General features: G+C 39.0%; 19 protein-coding genes. 6 read left to right on the forward strand and 13 right to left on the reverse strand.

Annotated features, from left to right (window positions below):
- Positions 1–81: 81 nt before the first annotated feature.
- Complete coding sequence (locus tag FJR04_RS00715) at positions 82–378, reverse strand: DUF3288 family protein (protein ID WP_168490865.1); 297 nt, start codon at positions 376–378, stop codon at positions 82–84.
- Positions 379–622: 244 nt separating this feature from the next.
- Between FJR04_RS00715 and FJR04_RS00720 the strand changes: the two genes are divergently transcribed.
- Positions 623–3,073 carry an ATP-dependent Clp protease ATP-binding subunit gene (locus FJR04_RS00720; protein WP_168490867.1) on the forward strand — a complete coding sequence of 817 codons (2,451 nt, stop codon included), beginning with the start codon at positions 623–625 and terminating at the stop codon, positions 3,071–3,073.
- 432 nt (positions 3,074–3,505) lie between these two features.
- Positions 3,506–5,698, forward strand: coding sequence for a transglycosylase SLT domain-containing protein (locus FJR04_RS00725; protein ID WP_168491154.1), 2,193 nt, complete (start codon positions 3,506–3,508; stop codon positions 5,696–5,698).
- A 205-nt stretch (positions 5,699–5,903) separates the two neighbouring features.
- Here FJR04_RS00725 and cobQ read toward each other — a convergent pair whose 3' ends face one another.
- Together cobQ and FJR04_RS00735 are read right to left on the reverse strand one after the other, a co-directional pair.
- Complete coding sequence (gene cobQ, locus FJR04_RS00730) at positions 5,904–7,379, reverse strand: cobyric acid synthase CobQ (protein WP_168490869.1); 1,476 nt, start codon at positions 7,377–7,379, stop codon at positions 5,904–5,906.
- A gap of 127 nt (positions 7,380–7,506) precedes the next feature.
- Positions 7,507–7,911 carry an Npun_F0494 family protein gene (locus tag FJR04_RS00735; RefSeq protein WP_168490871.1) on the reverse strand — a complete coding sequence of 135 codons (405 nt, stop codon included), beginning with the start codon at positions 7,909–7,911 and terminating at the stop codon, positions 7,507–7,509.
- Positions 7,912–8,058: 147 nt separating this feature from the next.
- Here FJR04_RS00735 and FJR04_RS00740 point away from each other — a divergent pair, with 147 nt between their 5' ends.
- On the forward strand, positions 8,059–8,496 hold the full coding sequence (locus tag FJR04_RS00740) for a peroxiredoxin (protein WP_168490873.1): 438 nt from the start codon (positions 8,059–8,061) through the stop codon (positions 8,494–8,496).
- Between the two features lie 82 nt (positions 8,497–8,578).
- On the opposite strand, the gene FJR04_RS00745 is transcribed toward FJR04_RS00740, so the two are convergent.
- From FJR04_RS00745 to FJR04_RS00755, 3 genes are all read right to left on the reverse strand, one after another.
- Positions 8,579–8,953: a hypothetical protein gene (locus tag FJR04_RS00745; protein ID WP_168490875.1), complete on the reverse strand. Its 375-nt coding sequence runs from the start codon at positions 8,951–8,953 to the stop codon at positions 8,579–8,581.
- A 31-nt stretch (positions 8,954–8,984) separates the two neighbouring features.
- A complete protein-coding gene (locus FJR04_RS00750; RefSeq protein WP_168490877.1) occupies positions 8,985–9,875 on the reverse strand; it encodes an ABC transporter permease in 891 nt (296 codons plus the stop codon).
- 113 nt (positions 9,876–9,988) lie between these two features.
- Positions 9,989–10,729: a GDSL-type esterase/lipase family protein gene (locus FJR04_RS00755; protein ID WP_254445173.1), complete on the reverse strand. Its 741-nt coding sequence runs from the start codon at positions 10,727–10,729 to the stop codon at positions 9,989–9,991.
- A gap of 611 nt (positions 10,730–11,340) precedes the next feature.
- On the opposite strand from FJR04_RS00755, the gene FJR04_RS00760 reads away from it, so the two are divergent.
- On the forward strand, positions 11,341–12,618 hold the full coding sequence (locus tag FJR04_RS00760) for a glycoside hydrolase family 10 protein (protein ID WP_168490880.1): 1,278 nt from the start codon (positions 11,341–11,343) through the stop codon (positions 12,616–12,618).
- 46 nt (positions 12,619–12,664) lie between these two features.
- Here FJR04_RS00760 and FJR04_RS00765 read toward each other — a convergent pair whose 3' ends face one another.
- On the reverse strand, positions 12,665–14,647 hold the full coding sequence (locus tag FJR04_RS00765) for an FHA domain-containing protein (RefSeq protein ID WP_168490881.1): 1,983 nt from the start codon (positions 14,645–14,647) through the stop codon (positions 12,665–12,667).
- A 39-nt stretch (positions 14,648–14,686) separates the two neighbouring features.
- A complete protein-coding gene (locus FJR04_RS00770) occupies positions 14,687–15,220 on the reverse strand; it encodes an FHA domain-containing protein (RefSeq protein ID WP_168490883.1) in 534 nt (177 codons plus the stop codon).
- Positions 15,221–15,285: 65 nt separating this feature from the next.
- On the opposite strand from FJR04_RS00770, the gene FJR04_RS00775 reads away from it, so the two are divergent.
- Positions 15,286–15,720 (forward strand): hypothetical protein, encoded by a 435-nt coding sequence (locus FJR04_RS00775; RefSeq protein ID WP_168490885.1) that lies wholly within the window; start codon positions 15,286–15,288, stop codon positions 15,718–15,720.
- Positions 15,721–15,768: 48 nt separating this feature from the next.
- Positions 15,769–16,110 (forward strand): helix-turn-helix domain-containing protein, encoded by a 342-nt coding sequence (locus FJR04_RS00780; RefSeq protein WP_168490887.1) that lies wholly within the window; start codon positions 15,769–15,771, stop codon positions 16,108–16,110.
- A 123-nt stretch (positions 16,111–16,233) separates the two neighbouring features.
- On the opposite strand, the gene FJR04_RS00785 is transcribed toward FJR04_RS00780, so the two are convergent.
- The 5 genes from FJR04_RS00785 to FJR04_RS00805 all read right to left on the reverse strand — a co-directional run bounded on the left by FJR04_RS00785 (position 16,234) and on the right by FJR04_RS00805 (position 22,036).
- Complete coding sequence (locus tag FJR04_RS00785; protein ID WP_168491156.1) at positions 16,234–16,647, reverse strand: salt stress protein, Slr1339 family; 414 nt, start codon at positions 16,645–16,647, stop codon at positions 16,234–16,236.
- Positions 16,648–16,928: 281 nt separating this feature from the next.
- A complete protein-coding gene (locus FJR04_RS00790) occupies positions 16,929–17,534 on the reverse strand; it encodes a VWA domain-containing protein (protein ID WP_168490889.1) in 606 nt (201 codons plus the stop codon).
- Positions 17,535–17,571: 37 nt separating this feature from the next.
- Positions 17,572–18,177 (reverse strand): VWA domain-containing protein, encoded by a 606-nt coding sequence (locus tag FJR04_RS00795; protein ID WP_168490891.1) that lies wholly within the window; start codon positions 18,175–18,177, stop codon positions 17,572–17,574.
- A 139-nt stretch (positions 18,178–18,316) separates the two neighbouring features.
- Positions 18,317–20,941: an HD family phosphohydrolase gene (locus FJR04_RS00800; RefSeq protein WP_168490893.1), complete on the reverse strand. Its 2,625-nt coding sequence runs from the start codon at positions 20,939–20,941 to the stop codon at positions 18,317–18,319.
- Between the two features lie 183 nt (positions 20,942–21,124).
- Positions 21,125–22,036, reverse strand: a complete 912-nt coding sequence (locus tag FJR04_RS00805; RefSeq protein WP_168490895.1) for an ADP-ribosylglycohydrolase family protein — start codon at positions 22,034–22,036, stop codon at positions 21,125–21,127.
- Between the last annotated feature and the right edge of the window lie 11 nt (positions 22,037–22,047).

The following is a 22,047-nucleotide window of genomic DNA, read 5'->3' on the forward strand; positions in this document are numbered from 1 at the left end:
GAGGGGCAGAGGGCAGGAAAAATAATTCTTACCAATCACCAATCACCAATCACCAATCACCAATCACCAATCACCAACGAACTAATTCCAATCCTGCTCTTCCTTTTTGCCACGAGTTTTGTAAATTCCGCCAATATCATGGAGTTGGCGAGTTTTTTCAAATAGTTCCGCCTCAGTTAAACCCCAGCTTTGTAAAACTTTATCTAAGTTGCTTTGGATGTCTCTAGCGCCTGGAAAACCTTGATAGCGAATTTTTAGTCTAGCTAATTCTGATAAATTGTAGTCCGTTGCGCCTTGAGCGAGTAAAATATCAATAAGGGGGCGATCGCGGCCGTAGAGGGGGTGTTGTTGGTCTTTGCTACCTAAAGGCTCTGTCATAATTATTATGAGTACATAATTGGTAATACATCAACAATATCAGACTCAAAAAACCTCTGTAATTGCTAATTATCCACCATTATCTGGAGAATGACGGCAACTACGCCTTGTTACTTACGGCTCTCACTACTGCCATTCAGCTTTAAATAAAGATACATTATCTTTAAGAAAATACAAGAAACTTTAGATGAGGGTGAACTTTATCTCACCCAAAGTCCAAGCAGCAAGGGAGCAATAACCCGCTATGTTTGAACACTTCACTTCCGAAGCCATTAGGGTAATCATGTTAGCTCAGGAGGAAGCACGCCGTCTGGGACACAACTTTGTAGGAACAGAACAAATTCTCCTGGGTTTAATGGGAGAAGGAACAGGGGTTGCTGCGAAAGTCCTGGCTGAGTTGGGTGTTACCCTGAAAGAAGCCCGTCGGGAAGTAGAAAAAATAATTGGCCGGGGTTCTGGTTTTGTCCCACCGGAAATTCCTTTTACCCCCAAAGTAAAAAGCCTGTTTGAGCAATCCTTCCGAGAAGCTCATGGTCTTGGCCATAATTACATAAACACTGAACACTTATTATTAGGTTTAACTGAGGCTGGTGAAGGAGTAGCCGCCAAAGTATTACAAAATCTAGGAGTGGACTTACAAGTTGTCCGTTCGGCTGTCATGAGCCGATTGGGTGAAGATACAACTGTTACGGCTGGCGGTAGAAATAATTTCCAGCGCAATCAGAATTTATCTATAGAAGAGTTTGGGAGAAATCTCACCAAATTGGCTCAAGAGGGCAGACTAGACCCCGTGGTTGGTCGTCAGAAAGAAATTGAACGAACTGTGCAAATTCTGGGGCGGAGGACGAAAAACAACCCGGTTTTGATTGGAGAACCAGGCGTTGGCAAAACAGCGATCGCTGAAGGTCTAGCGCAACGGATTGTTAATCAAGATGTTCCCGAAGTTCTACTCGATAAACAAGTAATCAGCTTGGATATGGGGTCTGTAGTGGCAGGAACACGCTTCCGTGGTGATTTTGAGGAACGCCTGAAAAAAATCATGGAAGAAGTCCGCACCGCAGGCAACATCATCTTAGTGATTGATGAAATTCATACCTTAGTTGGTGCAGGTGGTACAGAAGGCGGTTTAGATGCAGCTAATATCCTGAAACCAGCCTTAGCACGGGGTGAACTCCAATGTATTGGTGCAACGACCTTAGATGAATATCGTCAGCACATCGAGCGTGATGCCGCTCTAGAGCGGCGTTTCCAACCAATTTTGGTCGGTGAACCATCGATAGCCGAAACTATTGATATTCTCTATGGTTTACGTAGTGCTTATGAACAGCACCATAAAGTCAATATTACTGATGAAGCAGTAGTGGCAGCGGCTGAGTTAGCAGATCGTTATATTAGCGATCGCTTCCTACCAGACAAAGCCATTGACTTGATTGATGAAGCTGGTTCTCGTGTGCGCTTACGTAACTCGCGTATTGCCAATAATAAAGAACTCAAACGGGAATTAACCACCGCTACCAAAGCCAAATCTGAAGCTATCAGAACTCAAGACTTTGGCAAAGCTGGTAAGTTGCGGATACAAGAATTGGAACTTCAAGCCAAACTTGATTTAGAAGAAAACCAGCAACCTGTTAACGCTCCCATTGTCAATGAGGAAGACATCGCCCAAATTGTCGCCTCTTGGACTGGTGTTCCTGTTAACAAACTCACTGAATCGGAATCAGAGTTACTCTTACACCTGGAAGACACCTTACACAAACGGCTCATTGGGCAAGAACAAGCAGTTACATCCGTTTCTCGCGCTATCCGTCGCGCCCGTGTCGGCTTAAAGAGTCCTGATCGTCCCATCGCCAGTTTTATCTTCTCTGGTCCAACTGGTGTAGGTAAAACTGAATTAGCAAAAGCCTTAGCGGCTTACTTCTTTGGTGACGAAGACTCTATGGTGCGCTTAGATATGTCCGAATACATGGAGAGCCAAAATGTTTCTAAGTTGATTGGTTCACCTCCTGGTTATGTAGGATACAACGAAGGCGGACAATTAACGGAAGCTGTACGGCGCAAACCTTATACAGTGTTGCTATTCGACGAAATCGAAAAAGCGCATCCCGATGTATTCAATATGCTGCTGCAAATCTTAGATGATGGTCATCTTACGGATGCGAAAGGTCGAAAAGTAGACTTCAAGAATACATTAATTATCTTGACTTCTAATATTGGTTCTAAGGTAATTGAAAAAGGTGGTAGTAGTTTAGGGTTTGAGTTTGATAATCAACCAGATGCTAGTTATCATCGGATTCGCAACTTAGTTAACGAAGAACTCAAAGCTTATTTCCGTCCAGAATTCCTCAACCGTGTTGATGATATCATCGTCTTTACTCAACTCAACAAAGATGAAGTCAAGCAAATTGCTGAAATCATGCTGCGTGATGTTGCTACTCGCCTGAAAGATAAGGATATAGCCTTGGAAGTTACAGAAGCCTTTAAAGAGAAGGTAGTACAAGAAGGCTATGACCCAAGCTACGGCGCAAGACCATTACGCCGCGCTATTGTGCGTCTGCTAGAAGATTCTCTGGTTGAAGCTATCCTATCTGGTGAAATTACAGATGGAGATAAGGCGATCGTTGATGTAGATGATGATGGCCAGGTAAAAGTCAGAAAATCGGAAACCCGTGAGTTGCTATTAACTAATGTTGGTTAATTACGGGTTTTAATAGCATTAGCAAATTACTTATTTGGTGGGTGACGTTATTGTTAACCCACCATTTTTAATCAGTTCTGTTTATCAGTTAGGAGTTATAGCGATCGCTATTCTAGGAGAGGCGTTGCTGAATGAATGTATGAATTAGCCTCACGCAAAGGCGCAAAGGCGCAAAGAATTAAGAGTTAAACTAATTTTTAAATTTCATACTCTGATTCAGCAACGCCCTATGAGGTAGAGCAAATGCAAAAATTATATTGTCATGGCTTGACGCTATAACTTGTCGTTAAAGAGTTATTTTGATCCAAACTGGCGGAAATTCATGCAGCAAAGTCGTAAAAGTTAATCATGGGTGTTACCCTAAATGTTAAAGTTGCAAAGATATTAATTGCCAACTTTCTCTTCCAGACACTACGCAAACAGCGAGTATCAATGTTGAAGAAATTACAGAAAACACAAATTTATCTGCTTACGGGCGCTGGAATATGTGCCTTTTTTGCTGGTGCAATGGTGGCAGCCCCCCAAGCTGGCAAAACCCTAAGCCAATGGCTGAACTTGAGTCCAGATAAGCAGGAACAACTAACTGAGGCTAACAAAGCTAAGTCAGTTGTATTTTCTATACTGTCTCAATCTGTACCAGAGAGATTAACAAAACTTACGGAAATTGCTGAACGAGGTAGTTCCCCAGATCGGGAACGGGCCCGTTATCTGTTGGCCAGTGATTATGTAGAAACTTCTCAAGGGGAAAAAGCCCTGAGTTTATTATTAGGACTAGAAAAAGACTATCCCGTTTTAGCTCCTTATGTTTTACTAAAACAAGCCCAGGCACATGATATTTTAGGTGAAGGTAAAAAAGCTTCAGATTTGCGCCAAAAGGTGTTAAAGGAATATCCTCAAGAAGCAGCGGTAGTTAAAGCCATATATGCGATCGCTCAACCAAAATTGCATGATCAAGCGATCGCTCAATTCCCTTCCCATCCCCTCACGTGGGAAATTATCCGCAAACGGTTAAGAGAAAATCCTAATCAACCCAATTTACAATTAATCTTGGTTAAATACGCCGCTGATGAACCGGGAATTATTGGTGTATTAGATCAATTAGTAAAACAACCACAACTTAAACCCGCAGATTGGGAACTTGTTGGTGCAGTGTACTGGAAAAATAATCAATTTACTAAAGCTCAGAATGCCTATGTTAAAGCACCGAAAACAGCTACTAGCCTCTATCGCATCGCTAGGGGATTACAATTAAATAAAGAGCAAGATAAAGCGATCGCTGTTTACAAACAACTCATCCAAAAGTTTCCCACCGAAACAGAAACGGGAATAGCCCTACTAAGGTTATCAGAAATCGCTAAAGGTAAAGATTCCATAACTTATCTCGACCAAATTATCAGTAAATTTCCTGAACAAGCTCCTCAAGCCTTAGCAAGAAAAGCTACTCTGTTAGAAAGTCTCAAAGATGATCAATCAGCTAATGCTACATGGAAATTATTACTAGGTAAATATAGTGGATCTGATGAAGCCGCAGAATTTCGCTGGAAAACAGCCGAAGCTAAAGCTAAGAATAATGACTATTTAGGTGCGTGGGAATGGGCGCAACCAATTACTATTAATAACAAGACTAGTATCATAGCTCCCAGAGCCGGATTTTGGGTAGGCAAGTGGGCAACGACACTAAATAAGCAACAGGAAGCGATTACGGCTTATCAGTATGTAATTAGTGAATTTCCTTACTCTTATTATGCTTGGCGTTCTGCCAGTCTTTTAGGTTTAAATGTGGGTAATTTTAATAATATACGTTTGATGAACCCCACCATTATTCCTTATCAACGCCCTGTACCTCCAGCGGGTTCTCAAACTTTCCAAGAATTGTATTTGTTAGGACAAGATCGTGATGCTTGGCAACAATGGAAAACCGAAGTTAATCAAAAAACTGAGCCTAGTGTCGCGGAACAATTTACAGAAGGGTTGATGAGTTTCACTAAAGGTGATTATCTAATTGGGATTGACAAAATTTCTAAATTAGAAGATAGGAAAACTCCCACAGACAAAGCCGAATATCAAGCTTTAAGTCAACAAAGTATTTATTGGCAAGCCCGTTATCCTTTTCCCTATTTTAAAGAAATTGAAAAATGGTCTACTTCCCGTCAACTTAATCCGCTGTTAGTTACAGCCTTGATGCGGCAAGAGTCTCGCTTTCAACCGAAAATTAAATCGGTAGTCGGTGCAACTGGTTTAATGCAAGTTATGCCCAGTACAGGTGCATGGATAGCTCCACAAATTAATTTAGATTTTAAAAAACTCAATCTGGAAGATCCCACCGATAACATCAATTTGGGTACTTGGTATCTTGATCATACTCATCAACAGTATGGTAATAATTCCATGTTAGCGATCGCTAGTTATAATGCTGGACCTGGTAATGTTGCCAAATGGTTGCGAACTATACCCAAAAAAGATCCAGATGAGTTTGTGGAAGTAATTCCTTTTGATGAAACTAAAAATTACGTTCGTCAAGTTTTTGGTAACTACTGGAATTATCTCCGACTTTACAATCCAGAAGTTTCCGCTATAGTCACAAAATACTCAGAAGCACACCCTAAGTTAGGAACTTCCAAATAGGGGCAGGGAGTAGGGGAGAAATAAATATACTTTCTTCTTCCTTCTGATAGCGCAGCGTGGCGTGAGCCATACTCCTGTAGGGGCGAAGCATTCGGACGATAAATTATCGGTTTTTCCCAAGTTTATTTTCCGAATGCTTCGCCCTTACACCGAATGCTTCGCCCCTACGACTCCTGACTCCTGAATGGGCGCAGGCCCTGCGCCCCTACGAGATAAACGGTGTTAAATCTAAATGTTCTTCAATTTGAGTTGCTAAAGAATCTAAAATTTGTTCTCGCTGTTCTCGGTAGTTTGATACACCTGTTGGTAATGATTTCAAACCTCGTTGTTGTCGAAGACGATTTACCCAAGCTCGTCGCCATGGTCCATTATCAAAAATTCCGTGTAGATAAGTTCCCCACACCGATTGACAACTATCCACTAAACCTAAATTAACATCGTCAAATAGAGGATGACAGGATTTTTGATCAGCGGGGTTTTCGATACGCGATCGCCCTTGGTGGATTTCAAACCCGGTTACAGGTAAGCCCATTTGGGGATAATTGGAGGTAACTTGACGCTGACGGGCAATTTTTTGACCTGTAATGACTGTTTTTATTGGTAATAAATTTAACCCTTGATATCTGCCAGCTTGCCCTTCTACTCCTTCTGGATCGGCGATAGTTTGTCCCAGCATTTGGAAACCACCACAAATTCCTAAAACTGTTCCTCCAGAAGCTGCATAGTTTTGAATTGCTTCTGCCATACCGCTTTTTTGCAACAGGATTAAATCTGCAATTGTGGTTTTTGTTCCGGGGATAATTACTGCATCTGGATGTCCTAAATCTTGCTTAGGGCTGAGATATTTTACTGTTACCGATGGTTCTGATTCCAAAGGATCAAAATCGGTAAAGTTAGCAATTCTAGGTAAGCGAATTACAGCAATATTCAGTTCTGAATTAGCTTTTGCTGGTTTGCGTTCTAGTAAATCGAGGGAGTCTTCCGCTGGAAAAACCTGTTCTAAATAGGGAATTACCCCCACAACAGGTATACCTGTGCGTTCTTCTAACCATTTGATTCCTGGTTCGAGAATTGATCGTTGTCCCCGAAATTTGTTAATCGCGACTCCTTTAATTAAGGCGCGTTCGTCTGGGTCTAATAGTTCTAATGTTCCTACTACATGGGCAAATGCCCCACCTCGATCAATATCAACTACTAAAAGGGTGGGTGCATTTAAATGTTTTGCCACCCGCATATTAGTTAAATCCCGATGTTTGAGATTAATTTCTGCGGGACTACCAGCACCCTCGCAAACTAAAGCATCAAATTCTGTAGATAGATATTGTAGACATTCTTTAATAGTCTGCCAACCTAGTTCAAAATATTGTTCATAATAGTCTGTGGCGCTGACTTTCCCTATGGCTTTACCTTTAAGGATAATTTGGGATGTCATATCCCCTTGGGGTTTCAGTAAAATTGGGTTCATTTCTACTAAGGGCGCTACTCCCGCCGCCCAAGCTTGCACTGCTTGAGCATAGCCAATTTCTCCCCCACTAGCAGTCACGTAGGCATTTAAAGCCATATTTTGCCCTTTAAAGGGAGCTACTCGCCAACCGCGCCGCGAAAGAATCCGACAAATAGCTGTGGTTAACAGTGATTTCCCCGCGTGGGATGTTGTTCCCACTACCATTATTGATTTCATTTTTAACTATAATCTAGTATGTTCGGATCAGTAGTGCATCGGTAAATAAGCTGTGATTTTTTTAAAGTTGCATGAGTATGGCGGGCAAGATGCCCACCCCATAAGAGTTTTAACCACAATTCATTGGTTAAAAGGGTAAACGCAACCAGCGAGTAATAAAATCATTGAAGCGATCGCTTACTGACGGATTACGCCAATTTTGATCTTGTAACTTTCCTATGAGTAAATGTCCCAGCGGTGTCAGACGAAAACTATCTGTAATTCCCTGTCCATCAACTTCTCGCCGCAATACTCCTACGTCAATTAACCAGGCTAAAGCGTTTTCACAGGTTAATTCTGATAATGGACGATTAGTGTAACTTTGCTTGATGCCTTTATCCATGGCAATAGTGCCTAGTTGGATACTTTGACTGGCCATTGCTACAAATAAACTGAGATTAAAGGGCGAACAGATGAGCGATCGCTCGGCTCTTTCTAGGGCTTTATCAGTATAAACTAAGGGTTTGAGGTTTGGGGAATTCACAGTAGACATTTTTACTCACTATAAATTGTGCTTTTTGTCAATACTTTTGTCATGAATATTTCTGTTTGATAATATTCGTTAACAATTTATTTAAATATTGTAAATTATTGTAAAATTTTGATTGCATGAAGATTTTTAAACAGGACAAGGTGAATTATGCCTCTAGCAGTTGGTACAGACGCACCTGCATTTACAACTAAAGACACTAACGGTAATACAGTTTCATTATCAGATTTCGCCGGTAAAACCGTAGTTCTCTATTTTTATCCCAAAGATGACACACCAGGCTGCACCAAACAAGCTTGTAGTTTCCGGGATGCTAAACCAGAATATTCGACAAAAGGCATAGTTGTTCTTGGAGTGAGTGCTGATGATGAAGCAGCCCACCAAGCATTCACCTCCAAATATAATCTCAATTTTCCCCTGTTAGCTGATACCGATAAAAGCATCATCACTGCTTATGATGTTGATGGTGGTGGTTATGCCAAGCGTGTTACCTATGTAATTGGTACTGATGGCAAGATTACTCATATTGATACCGCTGTAAATACAGTTACACACGCTAGTGATGTTTTGGCAGCACTGAATTTGTAATCATAAATCAGTAGGGGCGCAGGCTTTGCGCCCAGAAGAGCAGCTTAAACCACTGCTCTTTTCTGAACTCCTTTTTTAGGTATTATTGACCTGATAAAGGTAAAATTTGTAAAGGCAATGTATTTGTAACCTCAGACGCACCTGGATTTTGTTGTGACTGAGTTTGCAGACGTTTTTGTTGTGCAGCTTTGAATGCGGCTGCGGCTTGATCTAACTGTTGACTTTGTTCATTAGCATTCCATTGGAGATTTCCAAATTGTGCCTGATGAATTAAGTTAAACATATTGAAATCTGAGGCATTACCAGATAAAGGATTACTATTACCATCGCTATCGGGACTACCAAAAGGTTGATTAGGATTAGCTAAAGTAGGTTCTACTACGAGAATAGAAGCAAAACTCATGCCGGCGATAGTGGCAACAATAATTTTGTGAACTGGTAAAAATGGTCTTTTCATGAAATTTCCCCTCATAATGATGCTTTTTATATTAAGCAAGAGTCCGACGCAATTGGGGTTGAATACTCAGTAAAGCTACTAATGCAAAACCCAACAACACTAATAACGCTACACCAAAGGTAACATCACCCCAAAAAGCGTGCATTACTATGTCATTTAATGACCAACTGCTGTGTAGATACAAATAGCGAATAGGTTCGATCGCATAGCTGAGAGGGTTGAGGGTAGCGATAACCTGCAACCAACCAGGCATAAAGGATAAAGGTGCTAAGGCTGTGCTGGCAAACAACAAAGGTAAGTTAGTAACAAAAATTACGGCGATAAGTTCAATATGTCCAGGTAAAGCAAAAGCCAAACCGAGAGAAATAGCCGTGACACCTAAAGCTAAAAGAAAGACAATGAGAGCGATCGCGCATAACCCAGCCATATCCGGTAAACCAGCCCCTAAAAACGCTGCTGCTGCCACAATTACCGCCGCTTGTAATAAACTTTGGCTAATAATAAAAATAGCAGAAGCAAACACAATTGAGAAGCGAGAAGCTAAAGGTGCAACCAGCAACCGATTTAAAAAGCCAAATTCTCTGTCAAACATTACAGGTAAACCGGCATTCAATGCCCCAGCAAAAGCTGTAAATACGATGACACCGGCTGCTAGAAATTGTCCGTAGTTTGTCGTACTCCCAAATAAACCCTTGGGGGCATTTTGGAATAAAGCCCCAAATAAAACTAACCACATTACCGGCTGAATAATTCCGGCGACAAGGGTAGAAGGACGGCGTTGCAGTTGAATAAAAAGACGACGAGTTAAAGCGAAGGTTTCTTGGAAAATTTCTCCCAGAAAATTAGGAGTAGTATCAGCAACTACATTTGCAGATGTTAATTGCTGCCAGTTCATATCAGCCTTTACAGCTATTTTATTCATACGAAATAATTGGATTTCAGGGTATAAATTATAAACATCTCTGCAATTTTCAATTAGCAAAGAATATTTATAATTCTTAACAATATATTATAACAAAAATCACTCTAGACTGTTCACAAATCAACGTTTTCTCCCACAGATACACCCCACTCTCTAGTTCCTAGTTCTTGCTGATAGTCAACTTGACAATGATATTTTGCTAGTTCTGGCCAGTTGAGTACGGCTTCTAACAAGTCTTGATACCCCAGCGTGTTGGGATGAAGTCCATCATTGCTAATGCGTTCACTTCTCCAAGCTGGACTACGTTGCATCCATTGGTCAAAAATATCTAAGTAGGGAATTTGCCTTTGATAACAAGCTTGACGAGTTGCTTCTTTGTAGCGATATTGGTCGGCGTGATTGTAAAATAGACAGTCAAGGAAAGGCATTTTAGTTTCTTCTACAGGAACCATGCCCACAAAAATTACAGGACATAATTGTTGTGCTTGATCTAGTAATGTAGCTATCTCCAATTCAAACTGATTAAAATCTGTGTAGTTTCTGCCGTTTGTGCGTCCTAATCTTGGTGTATCATTAACTCCAACAGATAAAATAATCAAATCAGGAACACGATGACGAATTTCCCCACGGTGACGGAATTCTATTTCTAGTCGTTGGGAAACTTGCTGTGTGCGATCGCCCCTAATTCCCAAATTATAAAGCACATGACCCACGCTGTCTGGTAACATCCACCATCGTCGGAGTTGTTCCACCCAACCACCTTTTTCCGGGTCGCCATATCCATATACTAAGCTATCTCCTAAAGCGACAATCTTTAAAGGCTGACATAGTTTTGGCGATATAGATCGTTGCATGGAGGTAAAACTCTGAAAATTTGGCATTATGAACAGCAATATAGTTGATTTCGGCAACAGATTATATATATTTTTACACTATTATCCATTAAATGTAAAATTAAACTTAGCTTGTCGGGTTAAAATTTTTACTACCACACAAGCACAAGCCCACTGCGGCAAGTTTTCTCTTTCTAGACTTCTATAGGACTAAGATTGGATTTTTGTTCGCGTAATGCACCCTGATCTTGATGAATATGCTTTTTTAATTTCGCTCTGTGATACTAGTAGCCGGTCAAATACATTTTTACGGATAAAGAACAAACGAACCACAAAGGACGCAAAGAGCGCGAAGGAAGAAGGAAGAAGGAAGATTATTTACCCGTCAATTACTTTTTGACAGACTACTAGTTCTTGATTAAATTCTTGATTACAAAAAAGTCAATATCAATTACAAAATTTTTTCATATCATCACGATGATAAATAGTAATTCTTTGTCATTTGCTAAATGTCAAAAATAAATTTTTGATGAGATTTGCGAGAAAAAATAGTCAAACCAGGCACTACTTTTGATCAACTACGTCAACTATCTTAAATTTAGTCAATCCCATTGGAATAGTCTCAAATCAAAATGAAATTCAATTTCTTAAAGTTTTGTTCCCAGAAATTACTTAAACGATTATTTCTGCCTTTGTTCTTAATATCCTTACTCACCGCCTTTTGGGGAAACACCTTCACTGCTGTTAACGCCCAAGCACCACGTCAAGAAATTCGTGGTGTATGGATGACAAATAATGATCTGAATATTCTCAGAGATAGGACTAAAGTTCAGGAAGCTGTAACAAAACTGCGACAACTCAATTTTAACACTATCTATCCTGTGATTTGGAATTCTGGATATGTGATGTATCCGAGTAACGTAGCCAAGAGATTAGAAATTCAACCCTTTGTATTTCGAGGTTTAGACGGACATGATATCCTTGAAGACCTAATTGAAAAATCCCACCGTCAAAATTTACTGGTAATTCCTTGGTTTGAATTTGGCTTTATGGCTCCCCCAACCTCAGAATTAGCCATAAATAAACCTGAATGGTTCACACAAAAACGGGATGGTAGTCAAACATCTATTAGTGCCGCTGGTGAAGTTAAATGGTTAAATCCTTTTCATCCCGAAGTACAACAATTTATTACTGATTTGCTGGTAGAACTGACCAATAAATACGATCTTGATGGTATTCAATTTGATGATCACATGAGTTTACCCCATGAATTTGGCTATGATCAATATACAGTTGCTTTATACACCAAAGAAACTAAAAAAAGTCCCCCAACAGATCCTAGAGATCCGGAATGGGTAAATTGGCGAGCAAATAAAATTACAGATTTTATGGTAAGACTCAACCAAACCATTAAGCAAATAAAACCCAAACTGATTTTCTCTGTTTCTCCTAATTACTATGATTTTGCTTATAAATTTCAACTCCAAGATTGGTTGAATTGGGTGCGGTTAAACATAGTAGATGAGTTAATTGTGCAAGTTTATCGGGACAACTTGAATGATTTTAGCTCCAAACTTTCCCGTCCAGAAATGGAAGAAGTCAAACAAATAATTCCTACGGGAATTGGAATTATGGCAGGTTTAAGAACTAAACCCGTTTCCATTCAACAAATTCAATCTCAGGTTCGAGCCGCTCAACAACGGGGACTGGGTGTAGCTTTTTTCTATTATGAAAGCCTTTGGAATGCAGCACCAGAACCATTAAAAGAACGCTTGGCTGGATTTAAAAATTTATTTCCATATCCTTCACAGCGAACGGCATTAGAACGAAATTACGGCAGAATTCAGGAGTCAAACTCTTTTGATGAATTCCAAATATTGCCAACCACAGGCTACGGACAACAAAATTAAAGATAATTAGTGGGGGTGTGAATCCCCCTTCTTCTTGTCTCAATCCCTAATTTTTACTTCCGCCCGGCGAATAGTTAAAAACCCACTTTAACCATTGTTGTAAAGAATTCACACCATTGATACTCTTCACCCCCGGCGCACGCGCAGTATATAATCCATCAACAGCAACTAATGCCGAATATTGTAACCCCAAAAAACTATCAACAGCGGCATAAGGTCCACCCAGGGTAATTGCTCCTGCGGCATAGATTTGTCCTTTGGTATTTCGCATTTCTAATAGTTCAAAATTATTCGCTACGGTTAATCTTCCTAAATGATTTAAAGGGAGATTGTAATGTTGAACTAAATCTTCTAATAAAGGACTAGCTTCAACTTTGGCATCTAATCCAGTAGCATCAATAATAAAGTCTGCGGTTAATTTCATTTCCCCCAAACCTTCTGCTTGAATATTAGTAATAGTCCGGTTTTGTTCATCTTTTTCTACACTAAATACCTGACCAAAAGTGATTTGATACCAACCTTCTTTGATGCCTTGTTCCGTGATATTTTGCCAGTCTAAACGGTCAGCAGTAGTTGTCCCTCCCCAGTCTGCTAGTAAGCTTTTACGTTCTTCGGGAGTAGCTTTTTCTAGCATTTCCCGCAGTTCACCACCCCAACAAGCTTTTGGCCAGTTAAAGGGCTGAAATTCATAGTGATTTTTAACGGTACGTTGTGCTTTTTGAAATTTGTTGCCTTGGGGTTTAGGCGATCGCATTAAATGTAAAACTGTAACATGACGATTTTGTTTTCTCGCTTCATAAATCCGCTGTATAACCCGTGAAGCCACAATTCCCCGTCCCCTAATCAACACTGTCCCACCTTGGCGTTCTAGTTGTTCATAAACATGATTGTGGTCTTCATAGGCATTAACTACAGATTTAAAATCCTGATACTTTTCTCGATAAGTTTGCAAATCTGGTAGAAACTGAATGGCTGGATATCCCGTAGCTAAATGTAAATAACGACTGACAATAAAAGCATATTCTCCTTGTCCTAAAGCATAAGCAATACAATATCTCCCATCTTCCGTTTTCCGAATTCCTCTTACTCTTCCATAACGATAAATTTGCTCCCAACCAATGCGTTTTGCTTCCCTATCTATAGAATTAAAAACATTACCTGCACGAGGAGTATAGGTTTGGGCAAAAGTTGGTTCACTAAAAACTTGCCATAAATATTTAAATGCAGACTTTAAATGACCTTGAGTTAAATCATGCCAAGATTCTCGTAAAGCATAACTAGGCCAACCCCAAATATTATCGGGACAAGAATCAGAATTAGAACGCAATCTTTCTGGCAAAGGAATTTGGGAATTGAGACAAAGCCGCTGATAACGGGCATAGGGTTGTGGTTCTAATCCCACAGCAATAATTTTATTAGCTTTTACACCACTAATTCTCAGCAAATCAACCCAAATAAAACTTCCCAAACCTGCCCCAATAGCTAGATAATCACATTCATGAATGGGTAAACCTGTAGCATGAAGCGCCTGAACTTCTACCTTTTCTGACTGAAAAGCCGACGGCGGAAAATTACTACCTACAGGCGTAGCTACAGGTAACGGTGATACACTAGAATCGGGAAGATTAGTATGAGGATTAAATTGAATTCTAGAAGGATGATTAGGAGTAGGAATAATAGTATTAATACCAAACTGAACAGTAATTGCATAAGGTCCAATTTGCACAGTATCGCCATTCTTTAACTGACAACGAGTTTGTTTTTGACCATTAACATAAACTCCATTCGCACTATTTTGATCAATCACAAATATATGATTTTCATCCCAGTCTTGTTCTGAGTCAATTAGCGCATGATAACGAGAAACTTCATTACTATTTAACAGCATTCTCGAAACACGCTGTCCCTGAATTTCTGTTGGTAAGCGGGCAAATTCTCGACCAAAAGCAATGGGTATATTTAATTTTGGTTCTCGTCTTTCTCCCGTCGCTGGATCTTCCCAACTTAATTGAATTTGTAAGTTAGTCATGAGTCAGTTATTTGTGGTTAGTGATCAATTATTAATGATTTAATTACTGGGTGCAACCAAAACGCTGACGGCTGCTGCTAAAGATGTACCACACCAAGGACAACCTATTTTTAAATTTTCGGCTGGGGAAATTTTATGACATCTGGAACATTGTAAACCATATACAGGTGTGGGTCTTGTCACAGGTGTGGGAGAATGTATTTGCAATTGTGGTGGTATAATAGTTGGGGAAATAATCTTGTGAACAGAAATAGCTGTAACTTCTATTTTCTGTTGTCCTAAATAAATGATGCTACCTTTTCCTAAAGCCATTTCCCCTTTAATTAATTGTTGATTATTGATTAGTGGAGGATTTGGTTCACGCAAGTTTCTGATATAAAATTGTTGCTGTTGTGCGTGAAAAAATATTTCGACGTGCAAACCCGATACAGTCGGGTGAGTTAAAATAATATCGCATTGTAAGGGATCTCGACCAAGACGCACAGTACCTGGATTTTTGCTGGACTGTTGCTCGTAAATATGCTGTGTGATATTTTGATCTTTATCTTGCCAATGTAAAGTTAATGTGTTCATTGTCTTTAAAGTAAATTTTTATCTCCTTTTAATTCCGACTCCTGACTCCTAAATGCTTACATTTTATGACTCCTACTTTACTTGGTCGTTGGCAAACGCGATTATTATTATTAGCAACTGTAGGTATCTTGGTATCTATACCTTTCGCTACAGGTTTATTTGGCAACAAATCTAATTTAGTATATTTTTGGATACTTGCCTATGTCGCCATTTTTGGACTAGGTTGGGATATTTTGTATAACTATCTGCAAAAATCCCGTTGGGATAGAGACTGGCCAGCAGCTTATCAGCTTTTTGCTGGTATCTGGGAAATGGTATTTGTCTTTTGTGGGGTGAAGATATTGGGATTTTTACCTATACCTATACCTAAGAATGAATTATCACCGTTTATCTTTTTGCTGCATTATAGTGTTGTTTGGTTAGCAGTTTTTATAAGTTCACAAAGCATAATGAGGATTATTTTCCCCCGGTGGCGGTTTCGCGGTGGAAAATGGTTGTGAGTTAACCCCCTTTGGGGAATTAAAAATTAAAGACAAAAAACTGAAACTATGAACAGTGAATTACCGATACATGATAAAGCTAATTGTGAGGTAGAAACTACCCTCAAAGTCATTGGTGGTAGGTGGAAGGTATTGATAATTAGAGAATTAATAACTGGGGTGAAACGGTTTGGAGAATTACAACGTTCTTTAAATGGAATTACCCAAAAAATGCTCACTCAGCAACTTCGAGAAATGGAAGTAGATGGGATTATACATAGAGAAATTTATCCCCAAATTCCCCCAAAGGTAGAATATTCACTCACACCTTTAGGGGAAAGTTTAAAACCTATTCTTTATGCTATGCACGAATGGGCAATTAATCACTTACAGCATAATTCCATAAATTAAGATTTAGGGCGTTGCTGATTAAGAGTATGATTTTGTTTCACGCAGAGGCGCTCCAGTCACAGAGAGTAAGGGTTTGAAATCTTTGATTTTTCAATTTCATACTTCAATTCAGCAACGCCAGATTTAGGAGTTAGTTTGTAAATAATCAATTGCGGCTGCTAATTTGTCAGGATAACTTTCAGCAAATTTTTCAAACCATAATCCTTCTGATGATAATGGATCTAATTTAGCTAACCACTTTTTGGCGGGTTTTTCTAAAGCTTGTCTTTGTTTAGCTTTAAGTTTTTCCTGACGAATTTTCTCCTGGATTAATTCTTCTTGTTTTCGCAGTTCTTCAGCCGCATCTTTTGCCGCTAAATCTGACTGAACATCTGCTAATAAATTATCTATAACTACATCTGATTTTGTCGTAGTTGAATTAACAAATTGAATGGAGTTTAAGTTAGTCTGGGGTACGGTAGGTTGATATGAAATATGTTCCGTTTTAGTTTCAGCTTCTGCAAAATCGGCTTGTACTTCTGATAATAAGTTATCTATAACTACATCTGACTTTGTAGTAGGTGAATGAACAAATTGAATGGAGTTTAAGTTAGTCTGGGGTACGGCAGTTTTAGTTTCAGCTTCCGCAAAATCAGCTTGTACTTCTGATAACAAGTTATCTATTAATACATCTGATTTCGTAGTAGAGGAAACCACAAACTTAATTGGGTTTAAATTAGTTTGTGGTGGTGTAGTTTTTGGTTGAGTATGTTCAGTTTTAATTTCAGCTAATAGCTTATCAATGGAATCCATATTGGTAATTCCTGGAAAAGAGATTGCTAATCATTAATGGCATTGAGAAGAACTTCTGATAAACTCATATCTTCCATATCATCCATTGTCACGGTGTCGCAAATATCAAATTTAGCACCTGCACTTTGTAGTTCATCATCTAGAATTTTCAGAAAGCGGGTAGCTTGAGCATCATTACCAACTTGAATAAAGGAAATACCTAATTCTTCATCTTTATCTAGACGACGAGAAGCTTCAATAATTACCTTCATTACGGCTTTGCGATCATCTGGTTCACCATCAGTAACTACTAAAATTGTTTCCCCATTGGGTTTAGCTGTACCAGCAGTTTTACGTTGTAGATAATCATCGGTAGCGTGTTTTAAAACTCCTGCTAAATCGGTTGTGCCAGAAGGATCATTTTCCATGAAAATTTGTGAAACTTTGGCAGATGTGACATTTTCATAACGTTTGAATTTTCCAGAAAACAAGTAAATAGTAATGCCATCTGGATCATATTGTTCACATTTACTTGCTAATGCTAAAGTTGATTCTTGTGCTGTTACCCATCTAGTTCTACCACCTTTTTGATCTGGGGTAGCCATGCTACCACTTTTATCAATAATCAAGGTGTAATCACGATTGTCTAGCATGGCTAAATTCTCCAGTTATTGGTAAGTAATTTTTAAATTAATCAGTTATCGCATTCATTAAAACATCAGCCAGACTCATGTCTTCTAAATCATCTAAAGTTATGGTGTCACAAATATCGAATTTTGCACCAACACTTTGTAATTGATCATCTATGGCTTTGAGGAATTTGGTTGCTTGAGGATCATTGCCAACTTGAATCATGGAAATTCCTAATTCTTCATCTCGATCCATTTTTTGGGTAGCACTGATGATGACTTCAAATACGGCTTTACGATCATCTGGTTCACCATCAGTAATAACTAAAATTGTTTCCCCGTTAGGTTTGCTTTGCCCGGCTGCTTTGCGTTGAAAATAATTATTCAGGGCATCTTGTAATACACTGGCTAAGTTGGTTGTTCCTGCTGGATCATTTTCTTGGAATACCTGAGCTACTTTGGCTGATGTCACATCATCGTAACGTTTAAATCTGCCGGAAAAAACGTAAATTGTAATGCCATCTGGATCATATTGTTCACATTTTCTGGCTAAAGCAATGGTAGATTCTTGGGCTATTTCCCATCTACTTCTCCCGCCCACTTGGTCGGGTGTGGACATACTGCCGCTTTTGTCAATAATTAGGGTATAATCGCGATCGCTCATCATAATCTTCCTTTGGTTGTTTTCTCTAGTTTAATGGTTAAGTACGAATACAGTACCATAATTAAATTCTTTGTAATATTTTTATGAGTATTTCTTATCTGTTCCCTTTTTTTGTAATTATCTATGAGTTAGAAATTACAAGTTACGAATTACTAGTTTTTGATTTAGGGTAAGCAATGCGTTTGTGATGAAATTGTTGCCAAACATCTACAAATATTTTGGCAATTTTTGGCATTTCTGCCTTTGTTAATCCTGAATCTATTAATTGTTCATCTTGCCATTTTGCTCGCAAAATATTATTCAGCATATTTAATGCTTGTTCTGGAGTTGCATCTTTGAGGCTGCGTAAGGCAGCTTCACAAGAATCTGCTAACATGACGATTCCTGTTTCCCGTGATTGGGGTATAGGTCCATCGTAGCAAAAATCGGCTTTATCTACTATGATACTAGGATTTTCTTGAGCTACTTGTTGGGCTTGGTGATAAAAATAGGCGATCGCCATTGTGCCTTGATGTTCGGGAATAAAAGCCTGAATCGCTGTTGGTAAGCTGTGTTTCTTGGCCATGATCAACCCTTGCGTCACGTGCTTTTTAATAATTTCTGCACTTTTCCAAGGATCTTTAATTTCTGTATCATGTTTATTTGGTCCTCCCATTTGATTTTCAATAAATCCTAATGGATCGTGCATTTTGCCAATATCATGGTATAATGTCCCCGCCCTAACTAACTCTACATTACATCCCAATTCTTTTGCAGCCGCTTCAGCAAGAGTGGCTACTAATAAAGTATGCTGAAAAGTTCCTGGAGCTTCCGTCGCCAAACGCTGTAATAATGGGCGATTAGGGTTTGCTAATTCTGCCAAGCGGATGGGGGTAATCACATCAAACAGCTTTTCCAGATAAGGGCTTAAACCCAAGGCGACAATACTCCAAGCCAAGCCCGATACAGCAAATAAACCTACTTCTTGGAAGATATACCAACCTGAACCGAATACCGTACCCGTAAAGATTTTTAATAATAAATATATGCCACCTTGGGTTAAGGCAGTAATAACACCTAATAAAGCGAGTTCTTCCCGCGATCGCAATATATGCGCTACATAACTGCTTAAAATTCCACCCCCAGCCCCAGCCATCAATACGAGAATACTTTTATCTACGGTAAATGGTAGTATTAATGACAGTAAACCTACTACCGTTACCCCTACAGTCGGACCATAGAAACTGCCTAACAACAAACCAATGGCACTCCAGCTAGTATAGGGTAAACCGATTGCTAATATTCCCGGTACAGTCAGGGTAAGTAGTAAGACTAACAGGCGATCGCGTTGTCGTAAATAATTATTACTTTTTCTTTCTAACCACACAAAAATCCGAATAGCTACACTCACAACAGCAGCTAAAAATGTTAACCTCATCCAATTCACCTGACGGCCAATCAGTTGATAATGTTCTAAAACTTCAAATTTCCATTGTGTAATTTTCTCTCCTTTACTAACAATTACCTCTCCTTTTTTCACCTGTAACATTACAGATGGTATTTCCTGCGCTGCTAGTTGAGCTTGTTGTTGAGTTTGTTCTTCATCTTTTTTAAGATTTGGTTGAATTACAGCTAATAATATTTTTGTTGCTAACGGTTCAGCCTCACTAGGAACAGATAATTGTACCTGTAAACTCACTGCATTATACAAAATACTTTTGGGTAATCCAGAGGATATTCCCTGGGCAAGAATTCGCTCTGCACTTTTACGAATTCCCGCCTGTGTATTTACCCAATCATTATCAGATAACTCTAAAATAATAGGTTCTATATAAATTTTTTTGAGTTTTCCAGTTTCTAGTTTTGATGCTTTCTCAATAGCTTGATTATATGCTTGTCTAGCTTGAATTATTTGCTTAATCAGTGCCGAAAAATCTCTTTCTGATGTGGTAGCTTGATAAGCTTCAATTTCTGATAATGCTTGAATAAAAGCTGCATCATCACTCGGTTTTTCTTGACTGGGTGTAGGTGTAGCTACCCCACTCAAGCTATCAGATAATGGTAATCCCGGAAAAATTGATGAATTAGATATGGGTTTTCCAGTTGCAGAAATTCGTTTTCTTAAATTTTGTTTACTATTATTTTCTAAAATTCCTTGTAATTTTTGCCATTCTAATATTGGAAGAGAACGCAGATAACGTTGAGTAGGAATTGATAGAACTGAAATATCAAAAAAAGGAAAAACGCCAACTATTGTCCTAATCTCATTACTGGCATCTAAAATTTTGTTCAATCTTTCATTAATCTGCTCATTTGTCTGATTATCAATCATCAAAATAGGCACAGAACTATTTATCGCTGCTTGACGTTGTAGTTCTGTTTCTTGCTGATCTTCAATATTATCCGTATAAGGAGCAATAAATGTTTGTAAGGCGATATTACCAACCTTCATTTTTGGTTGGTTATATAAATCATGCCCCAGCATACTTGTCAGTGATAATATTGCTAACACCAAAATTATTGAGGAGCGTTTTTGATGTATCCATTTAAAAAGAACTGTATCAAGTCCGCCTTTTTTTTTCAGTACGTTACCAGACGATTTATTTGTTTGCCTGTGTTTACCTTGTTTTCCTTGATGACTATTTGTTGATAAATAGAGAAGTATATCTTTGAAGAAATTCCTATGCAGTTTTTGATGGCGCTTTCCTTTGCGGAATAGCACTTTATACTGTCGCTGCCATTGCCTTAAATGCTGGCTCAAGGACTGCAAAAATCGCTGCGTTTTCATCTTTCCTTCCGCGAAATACCCCAAGTATGGCTGATGCCTCTGGCTCCCGAAGGGATACGCCACCCAAGTTAGATTAGAACTTAGGGATGGATAGCGGTTTGTATTTTACCTTATTTAGGGTTAAATACGAGTCTCTAAGTTTACTACATAATTGGTCACGTGCTTTGCCTAATCATAATTCTTTCAACGAATAATATGAGGAGCAGCAAAGATAGTATATCCTTTCTCTACAAATTCGCTAAAATCATCGTTTAGGTCATACACTCCCGACCATACCTCCATCATTGTATCGGCTAATTTTAGCATCTGAGCAAAACTATGAAGTCCCCATTTGGAGGATTTGTTAGCTAAAACAGGAATTTGCCAATTTATAGGTATACCGACGGAACTATTGTATGCACCTGATAATGATCCGGTAATTGCACTTATAACATCTTGATTAACTAAATCGTGATTTTGAGTAGCCCGTAATATTGTGAGGGGAAAGTCTTCTAGGGTACTCAGGAAGCAATAAATAGCTAAACTAATATTGCTAGTGAATGTTTCCTCTAACTGGTGCTGCGTGGCTATACTGCTCAATTCCCTGCACGCTATTTCTAGTCCTGCCCCTTTTTCTAATAAAGCATTGACTTTTATTAACTCTTGTGGTAAAGAAGTTGATGTGTTACCTAAAAAACTAACTGTTTCCGAAATGAGGTGAATGGGGTTTAGTTTTTCATTGAGAGATCGAGCGATCGCATATCCTATGATTAAACTAGCATCTGTGACAACTGGCTCATTTTGCCAATTCAATATTCTTTGCACTGCTAGGATATTTTCTCGCATTTTTGCAGTATCTTCATGAAAAAAAATTACTACTGGTAAGGTAGCGAAAATTATTTGTCCCCAGGAGTTAATATTTGTTTCTAATTCAATCCCTGCTTGTTGCTGACGCTTGAGCCAATCATCTACATCTAGTTTTCCTAAACTAATTAAACTTTCTGTCCCCAAAACGGCAATTTTACCCAAATCACAACTATTTCCGTTAGCTAAACTCTCTCCTAACAATGCTCCCAGAAATATACCCCTAACCCGATTAACGAGAGAATAACGCATGATTTTTAATT

This window comes from Anabaena sp. UHCC 0204 (genome assembly GCF_009711975.1).
Classification (GTDB): Bacteria; Cyanobacteriota; Cyanobacteriia; order Cyanobacteriales; family Nostocaceae; genus Dolichospermum.